Raw genomic sequence first — 19,483 nt, 5'->3', positions numbered from 1 at the left:
TCCGCGAGCCAGGTCTGCCAAGCCTGGCAAGATACTGAAAAAGAAGGGCCCGCCGGTCTGCACCGGCGGGCCCTTCTCTCTTCTGGTCGTTCCGACTGGCTTAGTGGGCGTTGAGCTCATCGAGGGGCAACGAGAAGCTCGCCACGAACACATCGATAAAGTAGCGCATGGCCGGGTTCATCCTGGCCTCCAGCATCTGCTCGAGGCGCTTGCGCGCGGGCTCGAACTCCCGGTTGCCTGCATTTATCTCCTCCAGGCACTTGGTATAGGCACAGAGGGTGTCGGCATCCTTCACCAGGCGGGCCAGGGCGTCGTCCTGGGCGCCGGAGTCGAGCAGGGGGCGAAAGTCTTCCACCAGCTCGGGGGGTAGCATGCCCAGCAGGCGCTGTTCGGCGGCGAGTTCAATCTTCTTGTACTCGCGGGCTATCTCGGGATTGAAATACTTGACGGGGGTGGGCAGATCGCCCGTCAGCACCTCGCTGCTGTCGTGGTAGAGGGCCATGACGGCGGCGTGGTTGGCATCCACCTTGCCATCAAACAGCCGGTTGCTGATGACGCCAAGGGCGTGGGCCACCATGGCCACCTGCAGGCTGTGCTCGGCGATGTTTTCCGGCTGTATGTTGCGCATCAGCGGCCAGCGGTAGATGAGCCGCATGCGGGCGAGGTTGGCGAAGAAGTGGCTGGGCAGCATGGAGGACCTCGAACTGGGGCAATGAAAAAGGGCAGACCCTAGTCTGCCCTTTTTTGACATCCCAGGCATAGCCTGGCGATGCATTCTTGCTTAGCGAATATAGCGACCGGATTCGGCCTCGTGGTTGGTCACCACCATCTGGCCTATGGGGGCCAGGGCAATCAGGGCCAGCTTGAGGTGCTGGATGCCGAACGGAATGCCGATGATGGTGACGAAGCAGGCCAGGGCCGAGGCGATGTGGCCGATGGCCAGCCAGATCCCGATCACCAGGAACCAGAGGATGTTGCCAATCATCCCGAGCGCACCTGTGCCGATGTCGCTCTGGCCGGTCATGCTCTTGCGGCTCACCGCCTGCTTGCCAAACGGGAAGAAGGTGAAGGTGCCGATGACGAAGCAGGAACGTCCCCAGGGGATCCCTATCAGGGAGACGAAGCAGAGCAGCCCGGCCAGCCACCAGGCCAGCCCCATGAAGACGCCTCCCAGTACGAACCAGAGCAGATTGAACAAGAAGCGGAAAAAGGACATGTGGGTCACTCCAGACTCATAAATTGGCAGTCACCATAGCGAGCGGCGCAGAGGGACGCAATGGCTGATGCGAGAAGGTGGACAATTTGGGTCGCAGACCCGCTGATCGGATGCACCCTGACGACGCAGGAAGATGAAAAAAGCATGGTGTGGCGCACAAAAGGGTGAGCAAGCGCAAATTATTGCGGACCGGATGCTTGAAGTAGGCGCCAGGCTTCCCCATATAGCAGGCAGTCATGCGCAAATTGTGCCGTCTGTGCCCCGGAGGGGGATGTGCGGCTCGACGCGACCAATGTGCGCCGCTATAATGTCGCGTCATATTTTCTCATCACAAAGACAGTCGTTGTCTTTATAAACAGGAAGACTCCGGGCTTTGCCCAGGGGCAATAAAGGGTCAGCACACAGTGCTGAGTTGAACGAGGTAAAAGAATGCAAGTTTCTGTAGAGACAACCCAAGGTCTGGAACGCCGTCTTACCATCACTGTACCGGCTGCTACCGTTGACGCTGCCGTGCGTAAAGAATTGAATGGCCTGGCCAAGACTCGTCGCATCGACGGTTTCCGTCCTGGCAAGGCTCCGGTTGCCATCATCAAGAAGATGTTCGGCGCCATGGCCCATGCCCGCGTTGCCGATGAAATGATGCAGAACAACTTCATCAAGGCCATCATCGAGAGCAAACTGAGCCCGGCCGGTGCCCCGACCATGGATCCGAAAGAGATCAAGGAAGGCCAGGATTTCGAATTCACCGCCACTTTCGAAGTGTACCCGGAGTTTGAAGTTGCCGGTCTCGAGAGCATCAAGGTTGAGAAACCGGTTGCCTCCGTCAAGGATGCCGACCTGGCCAACATGATCGACACCCTGCGTAAGCAGCACGCCACCTGGTCTGACGTCGATGCCGCTGCCGCCAATGGCATGCGTGTCACCCTGGACTTCGTCGGTTCCATCGACGGTGAAGAATTCGACGGTGGCAAGGCTGAAGGTTTCACTCTGGAACTGGGCGCCGGTCGCATGATCCCTGGCTTCGAAGACGCCATCCTGGGCAAGAAAGCGGGCGATGAGTTCACCATCGAGGTGACTTTCCCGGCTGACTACCACGCCGAAGCCCTGAAAGGCAAAGCGGCCAAGTTTGCCTCCAAGCTGATCAAGGTTGAAGAGCAGGTGCTGCCTGAGCTGACCGAAGAGTTCGTCAAGCGTTTTGGCATCGAAAGCGGCAGCGTTGAAGAGCTGAAGGCCGAAGTGCGCAAGAACATGGAGCGCGAACTGGCTCAAGCCCTCAAAAACAGCGTGAAAGAGCAAGTGCTGAACGGCCTGGTTGAAGCCAACCAGATCGATCTGCCGAAGGCTGCCGTTGCCCAGGAAATCGACGCCCTGCGTCAGCAAGCCCTGCAGCGTTTCGGTGGCTTCCAGGGCGGCAACGCTCCTGAACTGCCGGCCGAGCTGTTCCAGGCGCAAGCCGAGCGCCGCGTACGCGTCGGTCTGCTGCTGGGTGACGTCATCCGCACCAACGAGATCAAGGCTGACGACGCCCGTGTGACCAGCATCATCGAGTCCATGGCCACTGCCTACGAAGATCCGAAGGAAGTGATCGAGTACTACCAGAAGAACGAGCAGATGCTGAACGGCGTTCGTAACCTGGCAGTTGAAGATCAAGCCATCGACCTGATCCTGTCCAAGGCGCAAGTGACCGAGAAAGAAGTTGCCTTCGACGACGTGATCAACAAGTCCGGTGCCGCTGCCTAAGAACATTTGACTTAAGGTCAAAACTGTTAAGTATAATGGCTCGTGTGATCTCCACTCGGGCCATTTTATTTTAGGGACAATGCCTTATGTACAAGAACTATAACGATGTGACTGAATCCCCACGCAATGCGCTCATCCCTATGGTGGTCGAGCAGACGGCTAAGGGTGAGCGTTCCTACGACATCTATTCCCGTCTGCTCAAGGAGCGGGTGATCTTCCTGACCGGTCAGGTTGAGGATCACATGGCGAATCTGGTGGTGGCTCAGCTGCTGTTCCTGGAGTCCGAGAACCCGGATCAGGACATCAGCATCTACATCAACTCGCCGGGTGGTGCCGTCACTGCGGGGATGTCCATCTATGACACCATGCAGTTCATCAAACCGGATGTCAGCACCGTCTGCATGGGGCAGGCCTGCTCCATGGGCGCCTTCCTGCTGGCCGGCGGTGCCAAGGGCAAGCGTTTCTGTCTGCCTAACGCACGGGTGATGATCCACCAGCCGCTGGGCGGCTTCCAGGGCCAGGCATCTGACATCCAGATCCATGCCCAGGAGATCCTGAAAATCAAGAATACCCTGAACGATCGTCTGGCTTTCCATACCGGACAGGACATGGCCACCATAGAACGCGACACCGACCGTGACAATTTCATGTCGGCCGAGCAGGCTGTGGCCTATGGTCTGGTTGACGGCATCCTGAGCCAGCGCGGCTGAGCAGGGTATCCCGTCCTGTTGTAAACTCAACAGGACGATCCATCCTCTATTGATAAAACGAGGTCGCTGAATGACAGAGAAACGCAAGGGTGAGGGCGACAAGCTGCTTTATTGCTCTTTCTGCGGCAAAAGCCAGCATGAAGTGCGTAAGCTGATCGCTGGCCCTTCCGTCTACGTATGTGATGAGTGTGTCGAGCTGTGCAACGACATCATCCGCGAGGAGATCCGCGAGATCTCTCCCAAGCGCGATGGTAGCGAGCTGCCGACTCCTCATGAAATCCGTGCCCATCTGGACGACTACGTGATCGGGCAGGAGTACGCCAAGAAGGTGCTGGCAGTTGCCGTCTATAACCACTACAAGCGTCTGCGCAGCGGCAGCGAGTCCGGTGGTGTGGAGCTTGGCAAGTCCAACATCCTGCTGATTGGCCCGACCGGCAGCGGCAAGACCCTGCTGGCCGAGACGCTCGCCCGTCTGCTGGATGTACCCTTCACTATGGCCGATGCCACCACATTGACCGAAGCCGGTTATGTGGGCGAGGACGTGGAGAACATCATTCAGAAGTTGCTGCAAAAGTGCGACTATGACGTGGAGAAGGCCCAGCGCGGCATCGTCTACATCGACGAAATCGACAAGATCTCCCGCAAGTCGGACAACCCTTCCATCACCCGCGATGTGTCCGGGGAAGGGGTGCAGCAGGCACTGCTGAAGCTGATCGAAGGCACCATAGCCTCAGTGCCGCCGCAAGGTGGCCGCAAGCATCCGCAGCAGGAGTTCCTGCAGGTCGATACCTCCAAGATCCTCTTCATCTGTGGTGGCGCCTTCGCCGGCCTGGACAAGGTGATCGAGCAGCGTTCCGTCAAGGGGACCGGCATAGGGTTTGGCGCTGACGTCAAATCCAAGAATGCCAAGGCGACCTTAAGCGAGAACTTTGCCAAGGTGGAGCCGGAGGATCTGATCAAGTACGGTCTCATCCCCGAGTTCATCGGTCGTCTGCCGGTGGTGGCGACCCTCACCGAGCTGGACGAAGCGGCCCTCATCCAGATACTGAAAGAGCCGAAGAACGCACTGACCAAGCAGTACGCCGCGTTGTTTGCCCTGGAAGAGGTGGAGCTGGAGTTCCGTGACGACGCCCTGAACGCCATCGCCCGCAAGGCAATGGAGCGCAAGACCGGTGCCCGTGGCCTGAGATCCATCGTCGAAGCTGTATTGCTCGACACTATGTATGATCTGCCCTCCCTGGAAGGGGTCAGCAAGGTGGTGATCGACGAGACGGTGATCAAGGGGGACTCCGCGCCCCTGATGATCTACGACAATCCCGAGACACAGGCCGCTGCGTCAGAGTAACTGACTGATTTTTAATCACATAAAGGGGCATTTTGCCCCTTTCATGCTTTTTACGACCAAGGCGATTGAATCTCATCTTTGCGCCCCCATATACTCAGCCAAGCGCTTTGCCAACGGTATAACAAGCCGAGAGGACATATATGAACCTAGAGCGTTCAGAACGCATCGAGATTCCCGTCCTGCCTCTTCGTGACGTGGTGGTTTACCCCCACATGGTCATTCCACTCTTTGTGGGGCGGGAAAAATCCATTCGCTGTCTGGAAGCGGCCATGGAGCAGGACAAAAAAGTCCTGCTGGTGGCCCAGAAGGATGCGTCGACTGACGAGCCTACGGTGGAGGAGATCTTCTCCGTCGGGACAGTGGCCAACATTTTGCAGATGCTCAAGCTGCCTGACGGCACCGTCAAGGTGCTGGTGGAAGGGGGCCAGCGTGCCCGTCTTGAGCGGATGATCGATGACAAGGACTTCTTCGTCGGTGAGGCGCAGTACATAGCGTCTGCCCCCATCGAGGAGAAGGATCAGGATGTGCTGGTGCGCTCCGCCATCGGCCAGTTTGAAGGCTACATCAAGCTCAACAAGAAGATCCCGCCCGAGGTGCTGACCTCGATTTCGGCGATCGACGATGCGGCGCGCCTGGCGGACACCATGGCTGCCCACATGCCGCTCAAGCTCGAAGACAAACAGAAGGTGCTGGAAATCGCCTCTGTGTCCGAGCGCATCGAGTTTCTGATGGCCATGATGGAGTCGGAGATCGACCTTTTGCAGGTCGAGAAGCGCATCCGTTCCCGGGTCAAGAAGCAGATGGAGAAGAGCCAGCGGGAGTACTATCTCAACGAGCAGATGAAGGCCATCCAGAAAGAGCTGGGTGAGCTGGAAGACAGCCCGGACGAATTCGAAGCCCTCAATCGCAAGATTGACGAGGCGGGGATGCCGGACGATGCCCGTGAGAAGGCTCTGGCCGAGCTTGCCAAGCTGAAGATGATGTCCCCCATGTCCGCCGAAGCCACAGTGGTGCGCAGCTATGTGGACTGGATGGTGCAGGTGCCGTGGAAGGCCCGCTCCAAGGTCAAGAAGGATCTCGCCAAGGCACAAGAGGTGCTGGATTCGGATCACTATGGCCTGGACAAGGTCAAGGATCGCATCCTCGAGTACCTGGCGGTGCAGGCGCGGGTGAACAAGCTCAAGGGCCCTATCCTCTGTCTGGTCGGGCCTCCCGGTGTGGGCAAGACCTCGCTCGGTCAGTCCATCGCCAAGGCGACCGGTCGCAAGTACGTGCGCATGGCGCTCGGCGGCGTGCGTGACGAGGCGGAGATCCGCGGTCACCGTCGCACCTATATCGGCTCCATGCCCGGCAAGCTCATCCAGAAGATGGCGAAAGTTGGCGTGAAGAACCCGCTGTTCCTGCTCGACGAAATCGACAAGATGAGTTCGGACATGCGCGGCGATCCCGCGTCCGCCCTGCTGGAAGTGCTGGATCCCGAACAGAACAGCAGCTTCAACGATCACTATCTGGAAGTGGATTATGACCTGTCGGACGTGATGTTCGTGGCCACTTCCAACTCCATGAACATCCCGGGTCCGCTGCTGGACCGGATGGAAGTGATCCGTCTGTCCGGTTACACCGAGGACGAGAAGCTCAACATTGCCAAGCAGCATTTGCTGGCCAAGCAGATCCAGCGCAACGGTCTGAAAGAGTCCGAGATCACCATCGAAGACTCTGCCCTGATCGGCGTCATCCGCTATTACACCCGCGAGGCGGGGGTGCGTAGCCTGGAGCGCGAGATCTCCAAGATCTGTCGCAAGGCAGTCAAACGCATCCTGCTGGACAAGAGCATCAAGCATGTTCTGGTCAATCAGGAGAACCTCAAGGAGTTCCTCGGGGTACAGCGTTTCGACTACGGCAAGGCCACCGATCAGAATCAGGTAGGCCAGGTGTGCGGGCTGGCATGGACCGAAGTGGGGGGCGATCTGCTCACCATCGAGACCACCAACATGCCGGGCAAGGGCAAGCTCACCTATACCGGTTCCCTTGGTGACGTGATGCAGGAGTCCATCCAGGCTGCCATGACGGTGGTGCGGGCCCGTGCCGAGAAGCTGCGCATCAACGCGGACTTCTACGAGAAGCGCGACATCCACGTGCACGTGCCGGAAGGGGCGACCCCGAAAGACGGCCCGAGTGCCGGTATCGCCATGTGTACCGCCCTGGTCTCCAGCCTCACCGGCAACCCGGTGCGTGCCGACGTGGCCATGACCGGCGAGATCACCCTGCGCGGCGAGGTGCTGCCCATCGGGGGTCTCAAGGAGAAACTGCTGGCGGCTCACCGTGGCGGTATCAAGCGGGTGCTCATCCCGAAAGAGAACGAACGCGATCTCGAGGAGATCCCGGACAATGTCAAACAAGACCTTGAAATTTATCCGGTTCGCTGGATTGATGAGGTGCTTGCACTGGCGTTGCAGGACAATCCGCAGGGTTTCGAACGCGTTTCTGTCGTGTAAATGTTGATGCGCCGCAAATTTGGCGCATTCGGGGGGTGGTTAAGGCTTGCATGCACCGGATAACGGAAGTAGCCTTGACCACCGATCGGGTACTCATGATGAGTCGCAATGCGTGATGTGGCGCGGGTTTGCGCCAGATTGTCACTTGCAACTGATCAGGAGGCTTGTTATAAAACCTCCACTTGTTGTGGCCAGGGAAATCAGTGCCGCAGCGATGTTCGATAAAAGGGGAATATAAGAGTGAATAAATCTCAACTGATTGACAAGATTGCAGACGGTGCTGATATCTCCAAAGCTGCCGCTGGCCGTGCGCTGGATGCTTTCATTGACGCCGTGGGTGAAGCCCTGAAAGAGGGTGACCAGGTTGCTCTGGTTGGCTTCGGTACTTTCGCCGTTCGCGAGCGTGCCGCTCGTTCTGGCCGTAACCCGCAAACTGGTGCGACCATCGAAATCGCCGCCGGTAAAGTTCCTGCCTTCAAAGCCGGCAAGGCCCTGAAAGACGCGGTCAACTAAGCCGGGCGCTGATGTTCATCGGCTCCGACCTTGGTCGCTGACCAGACAAGTGAGAGGGCTCTCCCTCATACTGATTGACCAAGGCGCATCGCAATCGGTGCGCCTTTTCATTATTTACGCCCATCGAGTTCGGGAGCATAAGTACAAACATGATGTTGGATAAACTACGCGAAGGGGCGCAGGGCAAGGTAGCCAAGGTTATCTTGGGCCTGATCATCCTCTCCTTTGCCTTGGCCGGTGTAGGCAGCTACCTCAATGGCCCGGCACGTACCGCCCCCGCTACCGTCAACGGCAATGAGATCAGTGCCCCCGCACTGGGGAATGCCTATCGCAACGAGCGGGCCCGCATGGAATCCCAAATGGGTGAGGCCTTCAATCAGCTGGCCGCCAACCCCGACTACATGAAACAGTTCCGCCGCGGCGTGCTGGACCGGCTGATCGATCAGGCGCTGATCGATGACAAGGCCCGCTCCCTCGGCCTGCGCGTCAGCGACGAGCAGATCAAGCAGGCCATCGTGGAGATGCCGGAGTTTGCCGAGGACGGCAAGTTCAGCAACGATCGCTACCTGCAGCTGATCCGCCGCGCCGGCATGACGCCTGAGATGTTCCGCGACTCCCTGCGTCAGGACATGGTGCGCCAGCAACTGATGGGCGCCCTGCTGGGCTCCGAGTTCGCCCTCAAGGGCGAGGCCGAGCAGCTCGACAAACTCTACAACCAGACCCGGGACCTGCGCCTGGTGCGCCTGGCTGCCTCCGCCTACATGGGTGAGGTCGAGGTGAGCGACGCCGAGGTGGATCAGTTCTACAAGGCCAACAGCGGTCGCTTCATGAACGACGAGAAGGTCAAAGTTGACTACCTGCTGCTTGATGCCGCCAACCTCGGCAAGAACATCAAGGTCACCGAGCAGGATGCCCAGGATTACTACGATCAGCACCAGGACCTGTTCCAGCGTGCCGAGCGTCGCCGCGTGGCACACATCCTGATCCCCTTTGGCAAGGATGAGAAGGCGGCCGAGAAGCAGGCCGACGAGCTGCTGGCCAAGGTCAAGGGCGGTGAAGACTTCGCTACCCTGGCCAAGGCCAACTCCAGCGATACCTTCTCCGCCAAGAAGGGCGGCGAGCTGGACTGGTTCGAGAAAGGGGTGATGGATCCTGCCTTCGAGCAGGCGGCCTTTGCGCTGGCCAAGACTGGGGATCTTTCCGCAGTGGTGAAGAGTCCGTTTGGTTTCCACATCATCAAGCTGCTGGCCGTCGAGCCCGCCAAGACCAAGATGTTCGCCGATGTGATGAGCGAAACCATCAGCCGTCTGCAAGCGGACAAGGCCAAGGAGCTGTTCTTCGCCGAGCAGCAGAAGATGGCCGACAGCAGCTTCGAGAACCCGGACTCGCTGGATCTGACTGCCGAAGCCATGGGTCTGAAGGTGATCTCGTCTGATTACTTCAGCCAGGCCGATGCCCAGGCACCCCTCAATGATCCCAAGGTGCTTGCGGCTGCCTTCTCCGAGCAACTGCGCGACGAGAACACCAACTCCGACGTGATCGAGCTCTCCGATGGCAAGGCGCTGGTGCTGCACATCATGGGTCACCAGCCGAAAGCGGCCAAGCCGCTGGCGGAGATCAAGGATCAGGTCGTAGCAGCCATCAAGCATGAGAAGGCCAGCGAAGTAGCCCGTGGCAAGGCCCAGGGCCTGCTCGACAAGCTGCACGCCGGCGAGGACATCCAGGCCGATCTGACCGCCCTCGGGCTGAAGGTGGAGAGCCACAAGGGTGTCTCCCGCTTCGCCCAGGAGATGGATCAGAATCTGCTGGCCCAGGCGTTCCGCATGCCCCATCCGAAGGATGGCAAGCCGAGCGTCGAGCTGGTGGCCGAAACCAATGGCGATCGCGTAGTGGTGGCCCTGGACAAGGTCAATGTGACCAAGGAACCGTCCCAGATGGTGAGCCTGCTGCAAGGTCAGCTCGGTCAGGGCAAGGCTCAGGCCGACTACAAGTCGCTGATCGACGAGCTGCGCAAGGCGGCCAAGATCGAGTACTTCACCGACGTGGAGGCAACCGTCGAGTAATCGACTCACGCCCTCATTGAAAACGGCTCCCTGATGGAGCCGTTTTTTTATGTCCCGACCATGCTCCGCTCGGCAAGCTCGAGCGGACTGAGAGGGAAGGGGGTCAGGTGCGGATTCATGCAGCAGGGGGGGGAGGACAACACGCTGTTCTTGTTCCCCTCATCCTCAATCCTTCCCTTGCAGTGAGAGATGCATGCAGGGAGACGGGAGCACGGATACATAAAAAAACCGGCGCCACTGGCGCCGGTTTTACGATGAAAGACCCGGGGAAGGAGTTACACCACGCCCTGGCTGAGCAGGTAATCTTCGTAGGTGCCGCCGAAGTCGCGGATGCCGTTCTCGGTCAGTTCCATGATGCGGCTCGCCAGGGACGACACGAACTCACGGTCGTGGGAGACGAAGATCAGGGTGCCTTGGTACATCTCCAGCGCCAGGTTCAAGGATTCGATGGATTCCATGTCCAGGTGGTTGGTCGGCTCATCCATGATCAGGATGTTGGGGCGCTGCATCATCAGCTTGCCGAACAGCATGCGACCCTGTTCGCCACCGGAGAGCACCTTGACCGGCTTCTTGATGTCGTCCTGGGTGAACAGCAGACGACCCAGCACCGAGCGTACCGCCTGCTCGTCTTCGTTGGCCTGTTTCCACTGAGCCATCCAGTCGAACACGTTGAGGTCGGTGTCGAAATCGTCGGCGTGATCCTGGGCGTAGTAGCCGATCTGGGCGTTCTCGGACCACTTGATGGTACCGCTGTCCGGCGCCAGCTCGCCCATGAGGGTCTTGATCAGGGTGGACTTACCGATGCCGTTGGTACCCAGGATGGCGACCTTCTCACCCACTTCCAGCATCATGCTCAGGCCCTTGAACAGCGGCGCCTCACCATAACCCTTGGACACTCCTTCCACTTCCAGGATGTTGCGGTAGAGCTTTTTGTCCTGCTCGAAGCGGATGAAGGGGTTCTGACGGCTGGAGACCTTCACTTCTTCGATCTTGATCTTGTCGATCTGCTTGAGGCGGGAGGTCGCCTGGCTCGACTTGGAGGCGTTGGCACTGAAACGGGAGACGAAGGATTGCAGGTCGGCAATCTGGGCCTTCTTCTTGGCGTTGTCGGAGATCAGACGCTCGCGGGCCTGGGTGGCCGCCGTCATGTACTCGTCGTAGTTGCCCGGGTAGACGCGCAGCTCGCCGTAATCCAGATCCGCCATGTGGGTGCAGACGGAGTTCAGGAAGTGACGGTCGTGAGAGATGATGATCATGGTACTTTCACGATCGTTGAGCACCTGCTCCAACCAGCGGATGGTGTTGATGTCCAGGTTGTTGGTCGGTTCGTCCAGCAGCAGGATGTCGGGGTTGGAGAACAGCGCCTGTGCCAGCAGCACTCGCAGTTTCCAGCCAGGGGCCACTTCGCTCATGGGGCCGTTGTGCAGCTCGATGGGGATGCCGGCACCCAGCAGCAGCTCGCCGGCGCGGGATTCGGCGGTATAGCCGTCGTATTCTGCGACCAGGCCTTCCAGCTCGGCGGCCTTCATGTAGTCGTCGTCGGTGGCGTCGAGGTTGGCATAGATGGCATCGCGTTCGGCGATGGCGGCCCACAGCTCGCTATGGCCCATCATGACCACGTCCAGCACGCGCATCTCTTCGTAGGCGAACTGATCCTGGCGCAACTTACCGATGCGCTCGTTGACGTCCAGGCTCACATTACCGCCAGTGGGCTCCAGATCGCCGCCGAGGATCTTCATGAAGGTGGACTTGCCACAGCCGTTTGCGCCGATGAGGCCGTAGCGGTTGCCGCCGCCAAACTTGACGCTGATGTTCTCAAACAGCGGCTTGGCGCCGAACTGCATGGTGATGTTGTTGCTGCTTAACAAAGGAGATGTCCCGGGTTGTCTGTCAAATGGCGCGCATTATGGCACAGATCCCCCGAAAGTTTTAGCAAGAACTGTGATCGAGACCCATTGCAAGGGGGGAATGTGACGGGAAAGGCGCCACTCGCTGGTGGGCCGGGAAAGAGGCGGCGAGGGGGAATGCCCTGAATGAAAAAAGCCGGCACTGGGCCGGCTTGGGGGCGGTCAGACAACCTTAGTGGGCGGAGGCGCCGGAGGCACCGAGCCCGGTCTGGGAGCGGACGAACTGCGGGAAGAACTTCTGGTGTTCCTCGGAGGCGTTCTGGGACTTGTCGGTGACCGAGAAGAACCAGATCCCGATGAAGGCCAGCGCCATGGAGAAGAGCGCCGGGTATTCGTAGGGGAAGATCGCCTGCGCATGGCCCAGTACCTTCACCCACACGGTCGGGCCCAGGATCATCAGGGTCACGGCGCTGATAAGCCCCAGCCAGCCACCATAGACGGCGCCGCGGGTAGTGAGACGGGACCAGAACATGGAGAGGAAGAGCACCGGGAAGTTGCAGCTTGCCGCGATGGAGAAGGCCAGACCCACCATGAAGGCGATGTTCTGCTTCTCGAACAGGATGCCCAGGCCGATGGCCACCACTCCCAGCACTAGCGTGGTCATCTTGGAGACGCGCAGCTCGTCGGCTTCGTTGGCCTTGCCTTCCTTGATGACGCAGGCATAGAGGTCGTGGGAGACCGCAGAGGCGCCCGCCAGGGTCAACCCGGCGACTACGGCAAGGATGGTGGCGAAGGCCACGGCGGAGATGAAGCCGAGGAACAGGCTGCCCCCCACGGCATCGGCCAGATGGATGGCAGCCATGTTGGTGCCTCCCAGCAGGGCGCCGGTGGCGTCCTTGAAGTCCTGGTTGGTGCTGACCAGCAGGATGGCACCGAAGCCGATGATGAAGGTCAGGATGTAGAAGTAGCCGATGAAGCCGGTGGCATAGAACACCGATTTACGGGCTTCCTTGGCGTCGCTCACGGTGAAGAAACGCATCAGGATGTGGGGCAGGCCGGCGGTGCCGAACATCAGCGCCAGGCCGAGGGAGATGGCGGAGATGGGGTCGGCCACCAGACCGCCCGGGCTCATGATGGCGGCGCCATTGGCATGAACCTTGACGGCCTCGCTGAACAGGGCGCCGATGTCGAAGTTGACGGACTTCATCACCATGATGGCCATGAAGGAGGCGCCGGAGAGCAGCATGACCGCCTTGATGATCTGGACCCAGGTGGTGGCCAGCATGCCGCCGAACAGCACGTAGAGCACCATCAGGATGCCGACCAGCACCACGGCCACATGGTATTGCAGGCCGAACAGCAGCTCGATGAGCTTGCCGGCACCCACCATCTGGGCGATGAGGTAGAGGGCCACCACCACCAGGGAGCCGCTGGCGGAGAGGCTGCGCACCGAGGTCTGCTTGAGGCGGTAGGAGGCCACGTCGGCGAAGGTGTACTTGCCGAGGTTGCGCAGCCTTTCCGCTATCAGGAACAGGATGATGGGCCAGCCCACCAGGAAGCCGATGGAGTAGATGAGGCCGTCATAGCCGGAGGTGTAGACCAGGGCGGAGATGCCGAGGAAGGAGGCGGCGGACATGTAGTCACCGGCGATGGCCAGCCCGTTCTGGAAGCCGGTGATGCGCCCGCCGGCGGCATAGTAGTCGGAGGCCGAGCGGTTGCGCTTGGAGGCCCAGTAGGTGATGAACAGGGTAGCGGTCACGAAGACCACGAACATCACGATGGCCGAGATGTTGAGGGGCTGGCGTTGCACCTCGCCGGTCAGCGCATCGGCCGCCAGCAGGGGAGTGGAGACCAGGCCGGTGAGCAGCAGCAGAGACTTGCCTTTCATGATTGCACTCCCTTGAGGATCTTCTGGTTCAGCTCGTCAAACTCGCCGTTGGCGCGGAATACATAGACGCCGGTCAACACGAAGGAGGAGACGATGAGGCCTACACCAACCGGGATGCCGCGGGTGATGCTGGAACCTTCGCTGAGCGGAGTACCGAGCCAGCCCGGGGCAAAGGCGATGAGCAGGATGAACGCCAGGTAGAGCCCCAGCATCAGAATGGAGAGGGTCCAGGCGAAGCGCTGGCGTTTGCTGACCAGCTCCTGGAAGTTGGGATCTTGCTGGATCCTCAGATAACGTTGCTGTTCCATTGCAGTTCTCCGTGACGGTTGTGTCAGCTGTGATTGAAGGGTGTCCCTACCGAGCAGCAGACCTGCTCATGTAATCAAAATGTGAAGCAAATGTTATTTTCGGACAATTAGACTTTGGGATAAGCCAGAGGGCCACCCTGATGCAGGCGCAGAAAGATGAGGGCGGCGGCGGTGGCGTCACTCAGGGCGTCGTGCAGGGGCAGGGCCGGCAGTCCCAGATGCTGGCAGATGGCGGCCAGATGCAGATCGATGACGGCGTCAGGGTAGCGTCGGTAGAGGCGGTCATGATAGAGCCGGCTCACCTCCAGGCCGCGCTGGGGCAGGGTCAGCCCCCAGAGCCGCTGGCAGGCCAGGTTGAGAATGTGCAGGTCATAGGCGATGTGGTAACCCACCAGTTCACGGGGCCCGATGAAGGCAAGCAGCAGGCGCAGCGCGGCTTCCAGCGTCATGCCCTGTTGCAGATCCTGATGGCGCAGGCCGTGGATCACCACCGACTGCGCGCTCAGACTGGCCGGTGGCTGCACCCTGATGCTGAGGGCCTCTCCGGTCAACACCCGGTTGCCCTGGATGCGCACCGCGCCGATGGAGACGATCTCCGCCTTGGCAGGATCCAGGCTGGTGGTCTCGAAATCCAGCGCCACCCACTCCTCTCCTGGGGGGGGTGCAAAGAGCGGGGCAAACTCCCCGTCCTGGAAGCCTCTACCCAGCCAACGACGTCGCCAGCGGCGCAACATGGCTATTGCCTAAGACGAAAGTGCAAGGTGAGCCACTGCTGGAACTTCTTCACCTGATGCAGGGCATGGCGCAGCAGATCCCGCTCCCCGTGCGCGAGTTCGGTGACCAGTACCCGGCTGTTGCCATCCTTGAGCTGGCTGCGCAGCCGCAGCCGCACAAACAACCGGAAGGCTTCCGCTAGGTTGGCCCCATAGTCGGGGCTGAGGCGCCCCATGGCCACCAGGGCGTCAATCCGTCCCAGGGTCGAGGTCTCCAGCACTTCTGCCTCCAGGGCCAGCACCCGCAGGCCGTGCACCAGGGGGAAGAGGCCGCCCCGCTTGAGATCCAGCCCCTCGGGGGCCTGCTCCAGCCGGCCAAATAGGGTGAGAGGGGTGTGGAAGGCGACCGCCGCCCGGGCCATCTCCGCCAGCAGATCCGGCCTGTCGGCCAGGCACTGTCTCAGGTGGCGGGCGAGGGGAGTAAGCAGAGGACGATCCCCCATGATGGCCTGGGCATCGGCCAGGGTGGCGAGCCACAGCAGATCGGCCTCGCTGGCACGTACGCACGCCTGCTCTATCTCGTCCTGCCACTGTTGTGCGCCCTTCACCCAGTCCGGGTTGCTGACCATCACCCGCCCCGGGCAGGGGGGATAGCCCAGGCGCTCGAGCAGGGCGCTGAAGGCGGCCAGATCGGCCTGTCGAGCGGGCCAATCCAGGTCATCTTGCAGGATCAGGGCATTGTCCTGATCGGTCTTCTGGATCTGCTCGCCGCGTCCCTCCGAGCCCAGCATCAGCAGGCACACCTGCTCCTGCACCTCGGGGGGGATCACCAGGGCGAAGGCCTTGGCGATCAACTGCTCGTTGATGGTGGCGATGAGCTTCATCAGAAACAGGGTATGGATCCCCTGGGCAAACAGGGAGCGGGTCAGCTGTTGCTGCTCCCGTGCCACCGCCTCCAGTGCTGGCAAGCTGTCGGCTCGAGCGATGCGCAGGGTCAGCACATGGGAGTGGGTGGAGAAGAGCCCCAGCACCTGGGTCAGGTGAAGGATCCCCACCACCTCCTGCCCCTGCCAGATGACCAGCCGCTTGATGCGGTGGCGGGTCATCAGCAGCAGGGCATCGAACAGATAGCTGCCTTGCGCCAGGCCGATCAGGGGGGCCGGGGTCAGCACCGCGAGCGGCGCCGTCAGGGGCAGTCCCTTGAGGGTCAGGGCATGGAGCAGGGTCTTGCGGGTGGAGAGGCTCAGACTGCCGTCAGCGGCGGGATAGAGCAGGCAATCGGTGCCCCGGCTGGCCATGGCTTCGCTCGCGACCAGCAGGCTGGTCTGGCTGTCCAGTTGCAGGGCTGGCTGCAGATGACCGGGGTCGATGCGAGTCAGGATGAATTCCGCCAGGTTCTGTTGTCCGAGCTGGCCGCGCCGCTCCTGCTCTCGTTGGCGCTCGGCCAGGGTTGCGGTGAAATAGTGTGCGAAGGGGGGGTGCGCGTCGCACAGCGCCTGGAAGGTGTCGCGGGGGATCAGTTGGCAGAGGGTGTCTTCCAGGGCGCTGAAGCGATGGCGGCAGCGGCCATCGAACTGGGCACGCACGTCGAACATGTCCCCCACGCCATAGTCGCCGAAGGGCTGGTGGGGCGCCGACTCCTCCACCGCGCCCTTGATGACGAGATAGAGGCCGGCGGGCTCGTCCCCGGGGTGCAGCACCGTCTGACCGGCGCGAAAGTAGCAGATGCTGAGGCGCTGGCCGAGTTGTTCACGGGCAGCCACGTCCAGGCAGTCAAACGGCGGGCGGGCAAAATCGAACAGGAGTGACATGGCTATTCTCGGCCGTGAGCATGGGGCCAGTCTGGCAAAGGGGCTGGCGCGGGGCCAGCCGACTTTAGTCGCAGAGCGGGGCTGGCCTCCCTGTACCTGTCGATCACACTCTGGTAACGTTGTGGTATGACCAGTTTCGGCACAAGGAAGAGGAAGAAAATGGACAAGCCAAGGATCAGGTGCGAGATCCGGGACGGCATCGCCGAGGTGATGCTGACCCGGGGGGACAAGCTCAATGCGCTGGACAGGGCCATGTTTGGCTCCATCGACGAGACGCTGAACCAGTTGGCGCGGCAGAAGGGACTGCGGGCGGTGATCCTGCACGGCGAGGGGCGGGCGTTCTGCGCCGGGCTGGATGTGAAATCCATGCTGAGGCAGCCGGTGGCGGCCCTGGAAATATTGAGGCGCGAGGCGGATGAGGCGACCAACCTGGCCCAGCGGGTCGCCTACGGCTGGCACCAGTTGCCGGTGCCGGTGATCGCGGTGACTCAGGGGGTCTGTTTTGGCGGCGGCCTGCAGATCGCGCTCGGGGCCGATTTTCGCTTCAGCACCCCGGATTGCCGCTTCTCGGTGATGGAGATCAAGTGGGGCATCATCCCCGACATGAGTGGCAGCGTCACCCTGCGCAATCTGATGGGGGTGGACGTGGCCATGGAGCTGGCCATGAGTGGCCGCGAGCTGGATGCCCAGGAGGCCAGGGCGCTCGGGCTGGTGAGCCGGGTCTGCGAGGATCCCCTCGACGCGGCGCGGGAGTTCGCCAGGACCCTGATCACCAAGTCACCGGATGCGCTGGCGGGGATCAAGCAGCTCTACCATCAGGCCTGGGCCCGCAGCGATGAGGTGATGCTGAAAGAAGAGACCCGTTTGCAGCAGCAGATCCTGGGGCGTCCCAACCAGTGGCGGGCGACCCTCAACAGCCTGTTTCGCTGGCGCCTGCCGTTTGGACCCCGCCGCAACGCGCTCTGAGTTCGCATCACCAATGCAACGCAAATGAAAATGGCAGCCGAAGCTGCCATTTTGCATTGTGCCCTTTGATCACTTGGCAACGATATCCGGGTCTGCCTCGAAGGGATGGCCGGTTTGCTCGCGCATCAGGTTGACCTCGGCACGGTTGTCAATCCAGTAGTCGGCGTTCTTGATGCCGAGTTTCTCCGGGTGGAATACGGGATCAATTCCCTGCGCCAGCTGTGCCTCGTAATCCTTGAGGCAAGCGAAGGCCGGTTTTTGCAACATCAGGATGGCACCGATGTTGAGCCAGGCCATCAGACCGACTCCGATGTCACCGAGGCCCCAGGCCAGATCGGCGGTCTTGACGGTACCATAGACGGTGGCAGCCATCAGCGCGATCTTCAACAGGAAGGTGAGCCAGGGACGGTTAATCTTGCGGTTGATAAAGGCGATGTTGGTTTCGGCGATGTAGTAGTAGGCCACTATGGTGGTGAACGCGAAGAAGAACAGGGCGATGGCGACGAAGTAGTTGCCAAAGCCGGGCATCATGCTCTCCATGGCGGTCTGCACATAGCCGGGGCCGGCCGCGATGCCGGCGATGCCGGTATAGATGGCGGCACCGTCCGGTCCCTGTACGTTGTACAGGCCGGTAATCAGCAGCATGAAACCGGTGGCGGAGCAGACGAACAGGGTGTCAATGTAGACGGAGAACGCCTGCACCAGGCCTTGCTTGGCGGGGTGGCTTACCGCGGCGGCGGAGGAGGCGTGTGGCCCCGTGCCCTGTGCCGCTTCGTTGGAGTAAACGCCACGTTTGACACCCCACATGATGGCCAGACCCAGAATGGCACCGAAACCGGCTTCCATCCCGAAGGCGCTCTTCCAGATCAGCAGGATCACACCGGGCAGTTGGCCGATGTTGAGGGCGATGATGACGCAGGCGACGATGATGTAGCCAAGCGCCATGAAGGGCACCACAGTACTGGCGAAGTTGGCGATGCGTTTCACGCCGCCGAAGATGATGAAGCCGAGCAGCAGCGCCAGACCGGCGGCGGTGACGTTCGGATCGATGTCAAAGGCGGTCTGCAGGCTGGAGCCGATGGAGTTCGCTTGCACCCCCGGCAGCAGCACGCCACAGGCGAAGATGGTGGCGATGGCGAAGGTCCAGGCGTACCACTTCATGCCGAGCCCTTTCTCGATGTAGAAGGCCGGGCCGCCGCGGTACTCGCCGTTGATCTTCTCCTTGTAGACCTGACCCAGGGTGGACTCCACGAAGGCGGAGCTGGCGCCGAGGAAGGCGACCATCCACATCCAGAACAGGGCGCCCGGGCCCCCGAAGGTGATGGCGGTGGCGACACCGGCGATGTTACCGGTACCGACCCGACCGGCCAGCGTCATGGAGAGCGCCTGGAAGGAGGAGACACCGGCATCGTTGCCCTTGCCCTGGAACATCAGGCGTATCATGCCCTTCAAGTGACGCAGTTGCAGGAAACGGCTGCGCAGGGAGAAGTAGAGGCCCACCCCCAGGCACAGATAGATGAGCGCTGGGCTCCAAATCACGCCATTGATGGCATTGACGATCTCATTCATGTACAACAACTCCTTTGTTGCGCTGTCTTGGCGAGGTCTATATGCCTCGCTCCCTTAATATTGAAATATGCGGTGACCAAGGGGGTCACTCAGTATTGTGCGGGACTTTCGACTGGTTAGTCCGCGGGATTTAACATATCGGTTTGTATCGACCCTTCCTAGTGAAAAGTGTTGTCACTTTGTTAATTTGTGAATTGACATTAACAAATGGTGAATGGAACTGGACAAGATTCGGAACTTGCAGGTGCATGTTTTTCGTATCCAGGGTTCAGAGGGGATAATGCAAATGGGAGGCCAGG

15 protein-coding genes are annotated in these 19,483 nt (G+C 60.5%); 7 read left to right on the top strand and 8 right to left on the bottom strand.

Translation table 11 applies throughout. The features are described from left to right. Positions 1-100 precede the first annotated feature (100 nt). Both yfbR and KW824_RS01260 read right to left on the bottom strand, forming a co-directional pair. Complete coding sequence (yfbR, locus tag KW824_RS01265; protein ID WP_218408655.1) at positions 101-691, bottom strand: 5'-deoxynucleotidase; 591 nt, start codon at positions 689-691, stop codon at positions 101-103. 90 nt (positions 692-781) lie between these two features. Further along, on the bottom strand, positions 782-1,216 hold the full coding sequence (locus KW824_RS01260; RefSeq protein ID WP_041205872.1) for a YccF domain-containing protein: 435 nt from the start codon (positions 1,214-1,216) through the stop codon (positions 782-784). A gap of 429 nt (positions 1,217-1,645) precedes the next feature. On the opposite strand from KW824_RS01260, the gene tig reads away from it, so the two are divergent. From tig to ppiD, 6 genes are all read left to right on the top strand, one after another. Further along, a complete protein-coding gene (tig, locus tag KW824_RS01255) occupies positions 1,646-2,956 on the top strand; it encodes a trigger factor (RefSeq protein WP_042650384.1) in 1,311 nt (436 codons plus the stop codon). Between the two features lie 86 nt (positions 2,957-3,042). Further along, complete coding sequence (gene clpP, locus KW824_RS01250) at positions 3,043-3,666, top strand: ATP-dependent Clp endopeptidase proteolytic subunit ClpP (protein ID WP_005324106.1); 624 nt, start codon at positions 3,043-3,045, stop codon at positions 3,664-3,666. Positions 3,667-3,736: 70 nt separating this feature from the next. After that, positions 3,737-5,011, top strand: a complete 1,275-nt coding sequence (gene clpX / locus KW824_RS01245) for an ATP-dependent protease ATP-binding subunit ClpX (protein WP_005324108.1) — start codon at positions 3,737-3,739, stop codon at positions 5,009-5,011. Between the two features lie 140 nt (positions 5,012-5,151). Beyond that, a complete protein-coding gene (gene lon / locus KW824_RS01240; protein WP_005324110.1) occupies positions 5,152-7,506 on the top strand; it encodes an endopeptidase La in 2,355 nt (784 codons plus the stop codon). Between the two features lie 240 nt (positions 7,507-7,746). Next, positions 7,747-8,019 (top strand): nucleoid-associated protein HU-beta, encoded by a 273-nt coding sequence (hupB, locus tag KW824_RS01235; protein WP_005315375.1) that lies wholly within the window; start codon positions 7,747-7,749, stop codon positions 8,017-8,019. A 149-nt stretch (positions 8,020-8,168) separates the two neighbouring features. Further along, positions 8,169-10,082, top strand: a complete 1,914-nt coding sequence (gene ppiD / locus KW824_RS01230) for a peptidylprolyl isomerase (RefSeq protein ID WP_218408654.1) — start codon at positions 8,169-8,171, stop codon at positions 10,080-10,082. Between the two features lie 275 nt (positions 10,083-10,357). Here the strand turns inward: ppiD and KW824_RS01225 are convergent, their stop codons facing one another. The 5 genes from KW824_RS01225 to KW824_RS01205 form a co-directional block, all read right to left on the bottom strand. Further along, positions 10,358-11,950, bottom strand: coding sequence for an ABC-F family ATPase (locus KW824_RS01225; protein WP_218408653.1), 1,593 nt, complete (start codon positions 11,948-11,950; stop codon positions 10,358-10,360). A gap of 211 nt (positions 11,951-12,161) precedes the next feature. Continuing rightward, on the bottom strand, positions 12,162-13,817 hold the full coding sequence (locus KW824_RS01220) for a cation acetate symporter (RefSeq protein ID WP_218408652.1): 1,656 nt from the start codon (positions 13,815-13,817) through the stop codon (positions 12,162-12,164). After that, the gene (locus KW824_RS01215) at positions 13,814-14,125 is read right to left on the bottom strand and encodes a DUF485 domain-containing protein (RefSeq protein WP_218408651.1); all 312 of its coding nucleotides are present in this window, start codon (positions 14,123-14,125) and stop codon (positions 13,814-13,816) included. The genes KW824_RS01220 and KW824_RS01215 overlap by 4 nt, the downstream gene beginning before the upstream one ends. Positions 14,126-14,232: 107 nt before the next feature. Continuing rightward, complete coding sequence (locus KW824_RS01210) at positions 14,233-14,859, bottom strand: 3'-5' exonuclease (protein WP_218408650.1); 627 nt, start codon at positions 14,857-14,859, stop codon at positions 14,233-14,235. A gap of 2 nt (positions 14,860-14,861) precedes the next feature. Then, a complete protein-coding gene (locus KW824_RS01205) occupies positions 14,862-16,649 on the bottom strand; it encodes a putative nucleotidyltransferase substrate binding domain-containing protein (protein ID WP_218408649.1) in 1,788 nt (595 codons plus the stop codon). 159 nt (positions 16,650-16,808) lie between these two features. Here KW824_RS01205 and KW824_RS01200 point away from each other — a divergent pair, with 159 nt between their 5' ends. Continuing rightward, positions 16,809-17,615 carry a crotonase/enoyl-CoA hydratase family protein gene (locus KW824_RS01200; RefSeq protein WP_218408648.1) on the top strand — a complete coding sequence of 269 codons (807 nt, stop codon included), beginning with the start codon at positions 16,809-16,811 and terminating at the stop codon, positions 17,613-17,615. 69 nt (positions 17,616-17,684) lie between these two features. On the opposite strand, the gene KW824_RS01195 is transcribed toward KW824_RS01200, so the two are convergent. Then, positions 17,685-19,184 (bottom strand): sodium:alanine symporter family protein, encoded by a 1,500-nt coding sequence (locus KW824_RS01195; protein WP_041205868.1) that lies wholly within the window; start codon positions 19,182-19,184, stop codon positions 17,685-17,687. Positions 19,185-19,483 lie beyond the last annotated feature (299 nt).

The organism is Aeromonas sp. sif0611 (assembly GCF_019218845.1).
Lineage (GTDB): Bacteria > Pseudomonadota > Gammaproteobacteria > Enterobacterales > Aeromonadaceae > Aeromonas > Aeromonas media.
This window is presented reverse-complemented; position numbering and strand designations above follow the sequence as displayed.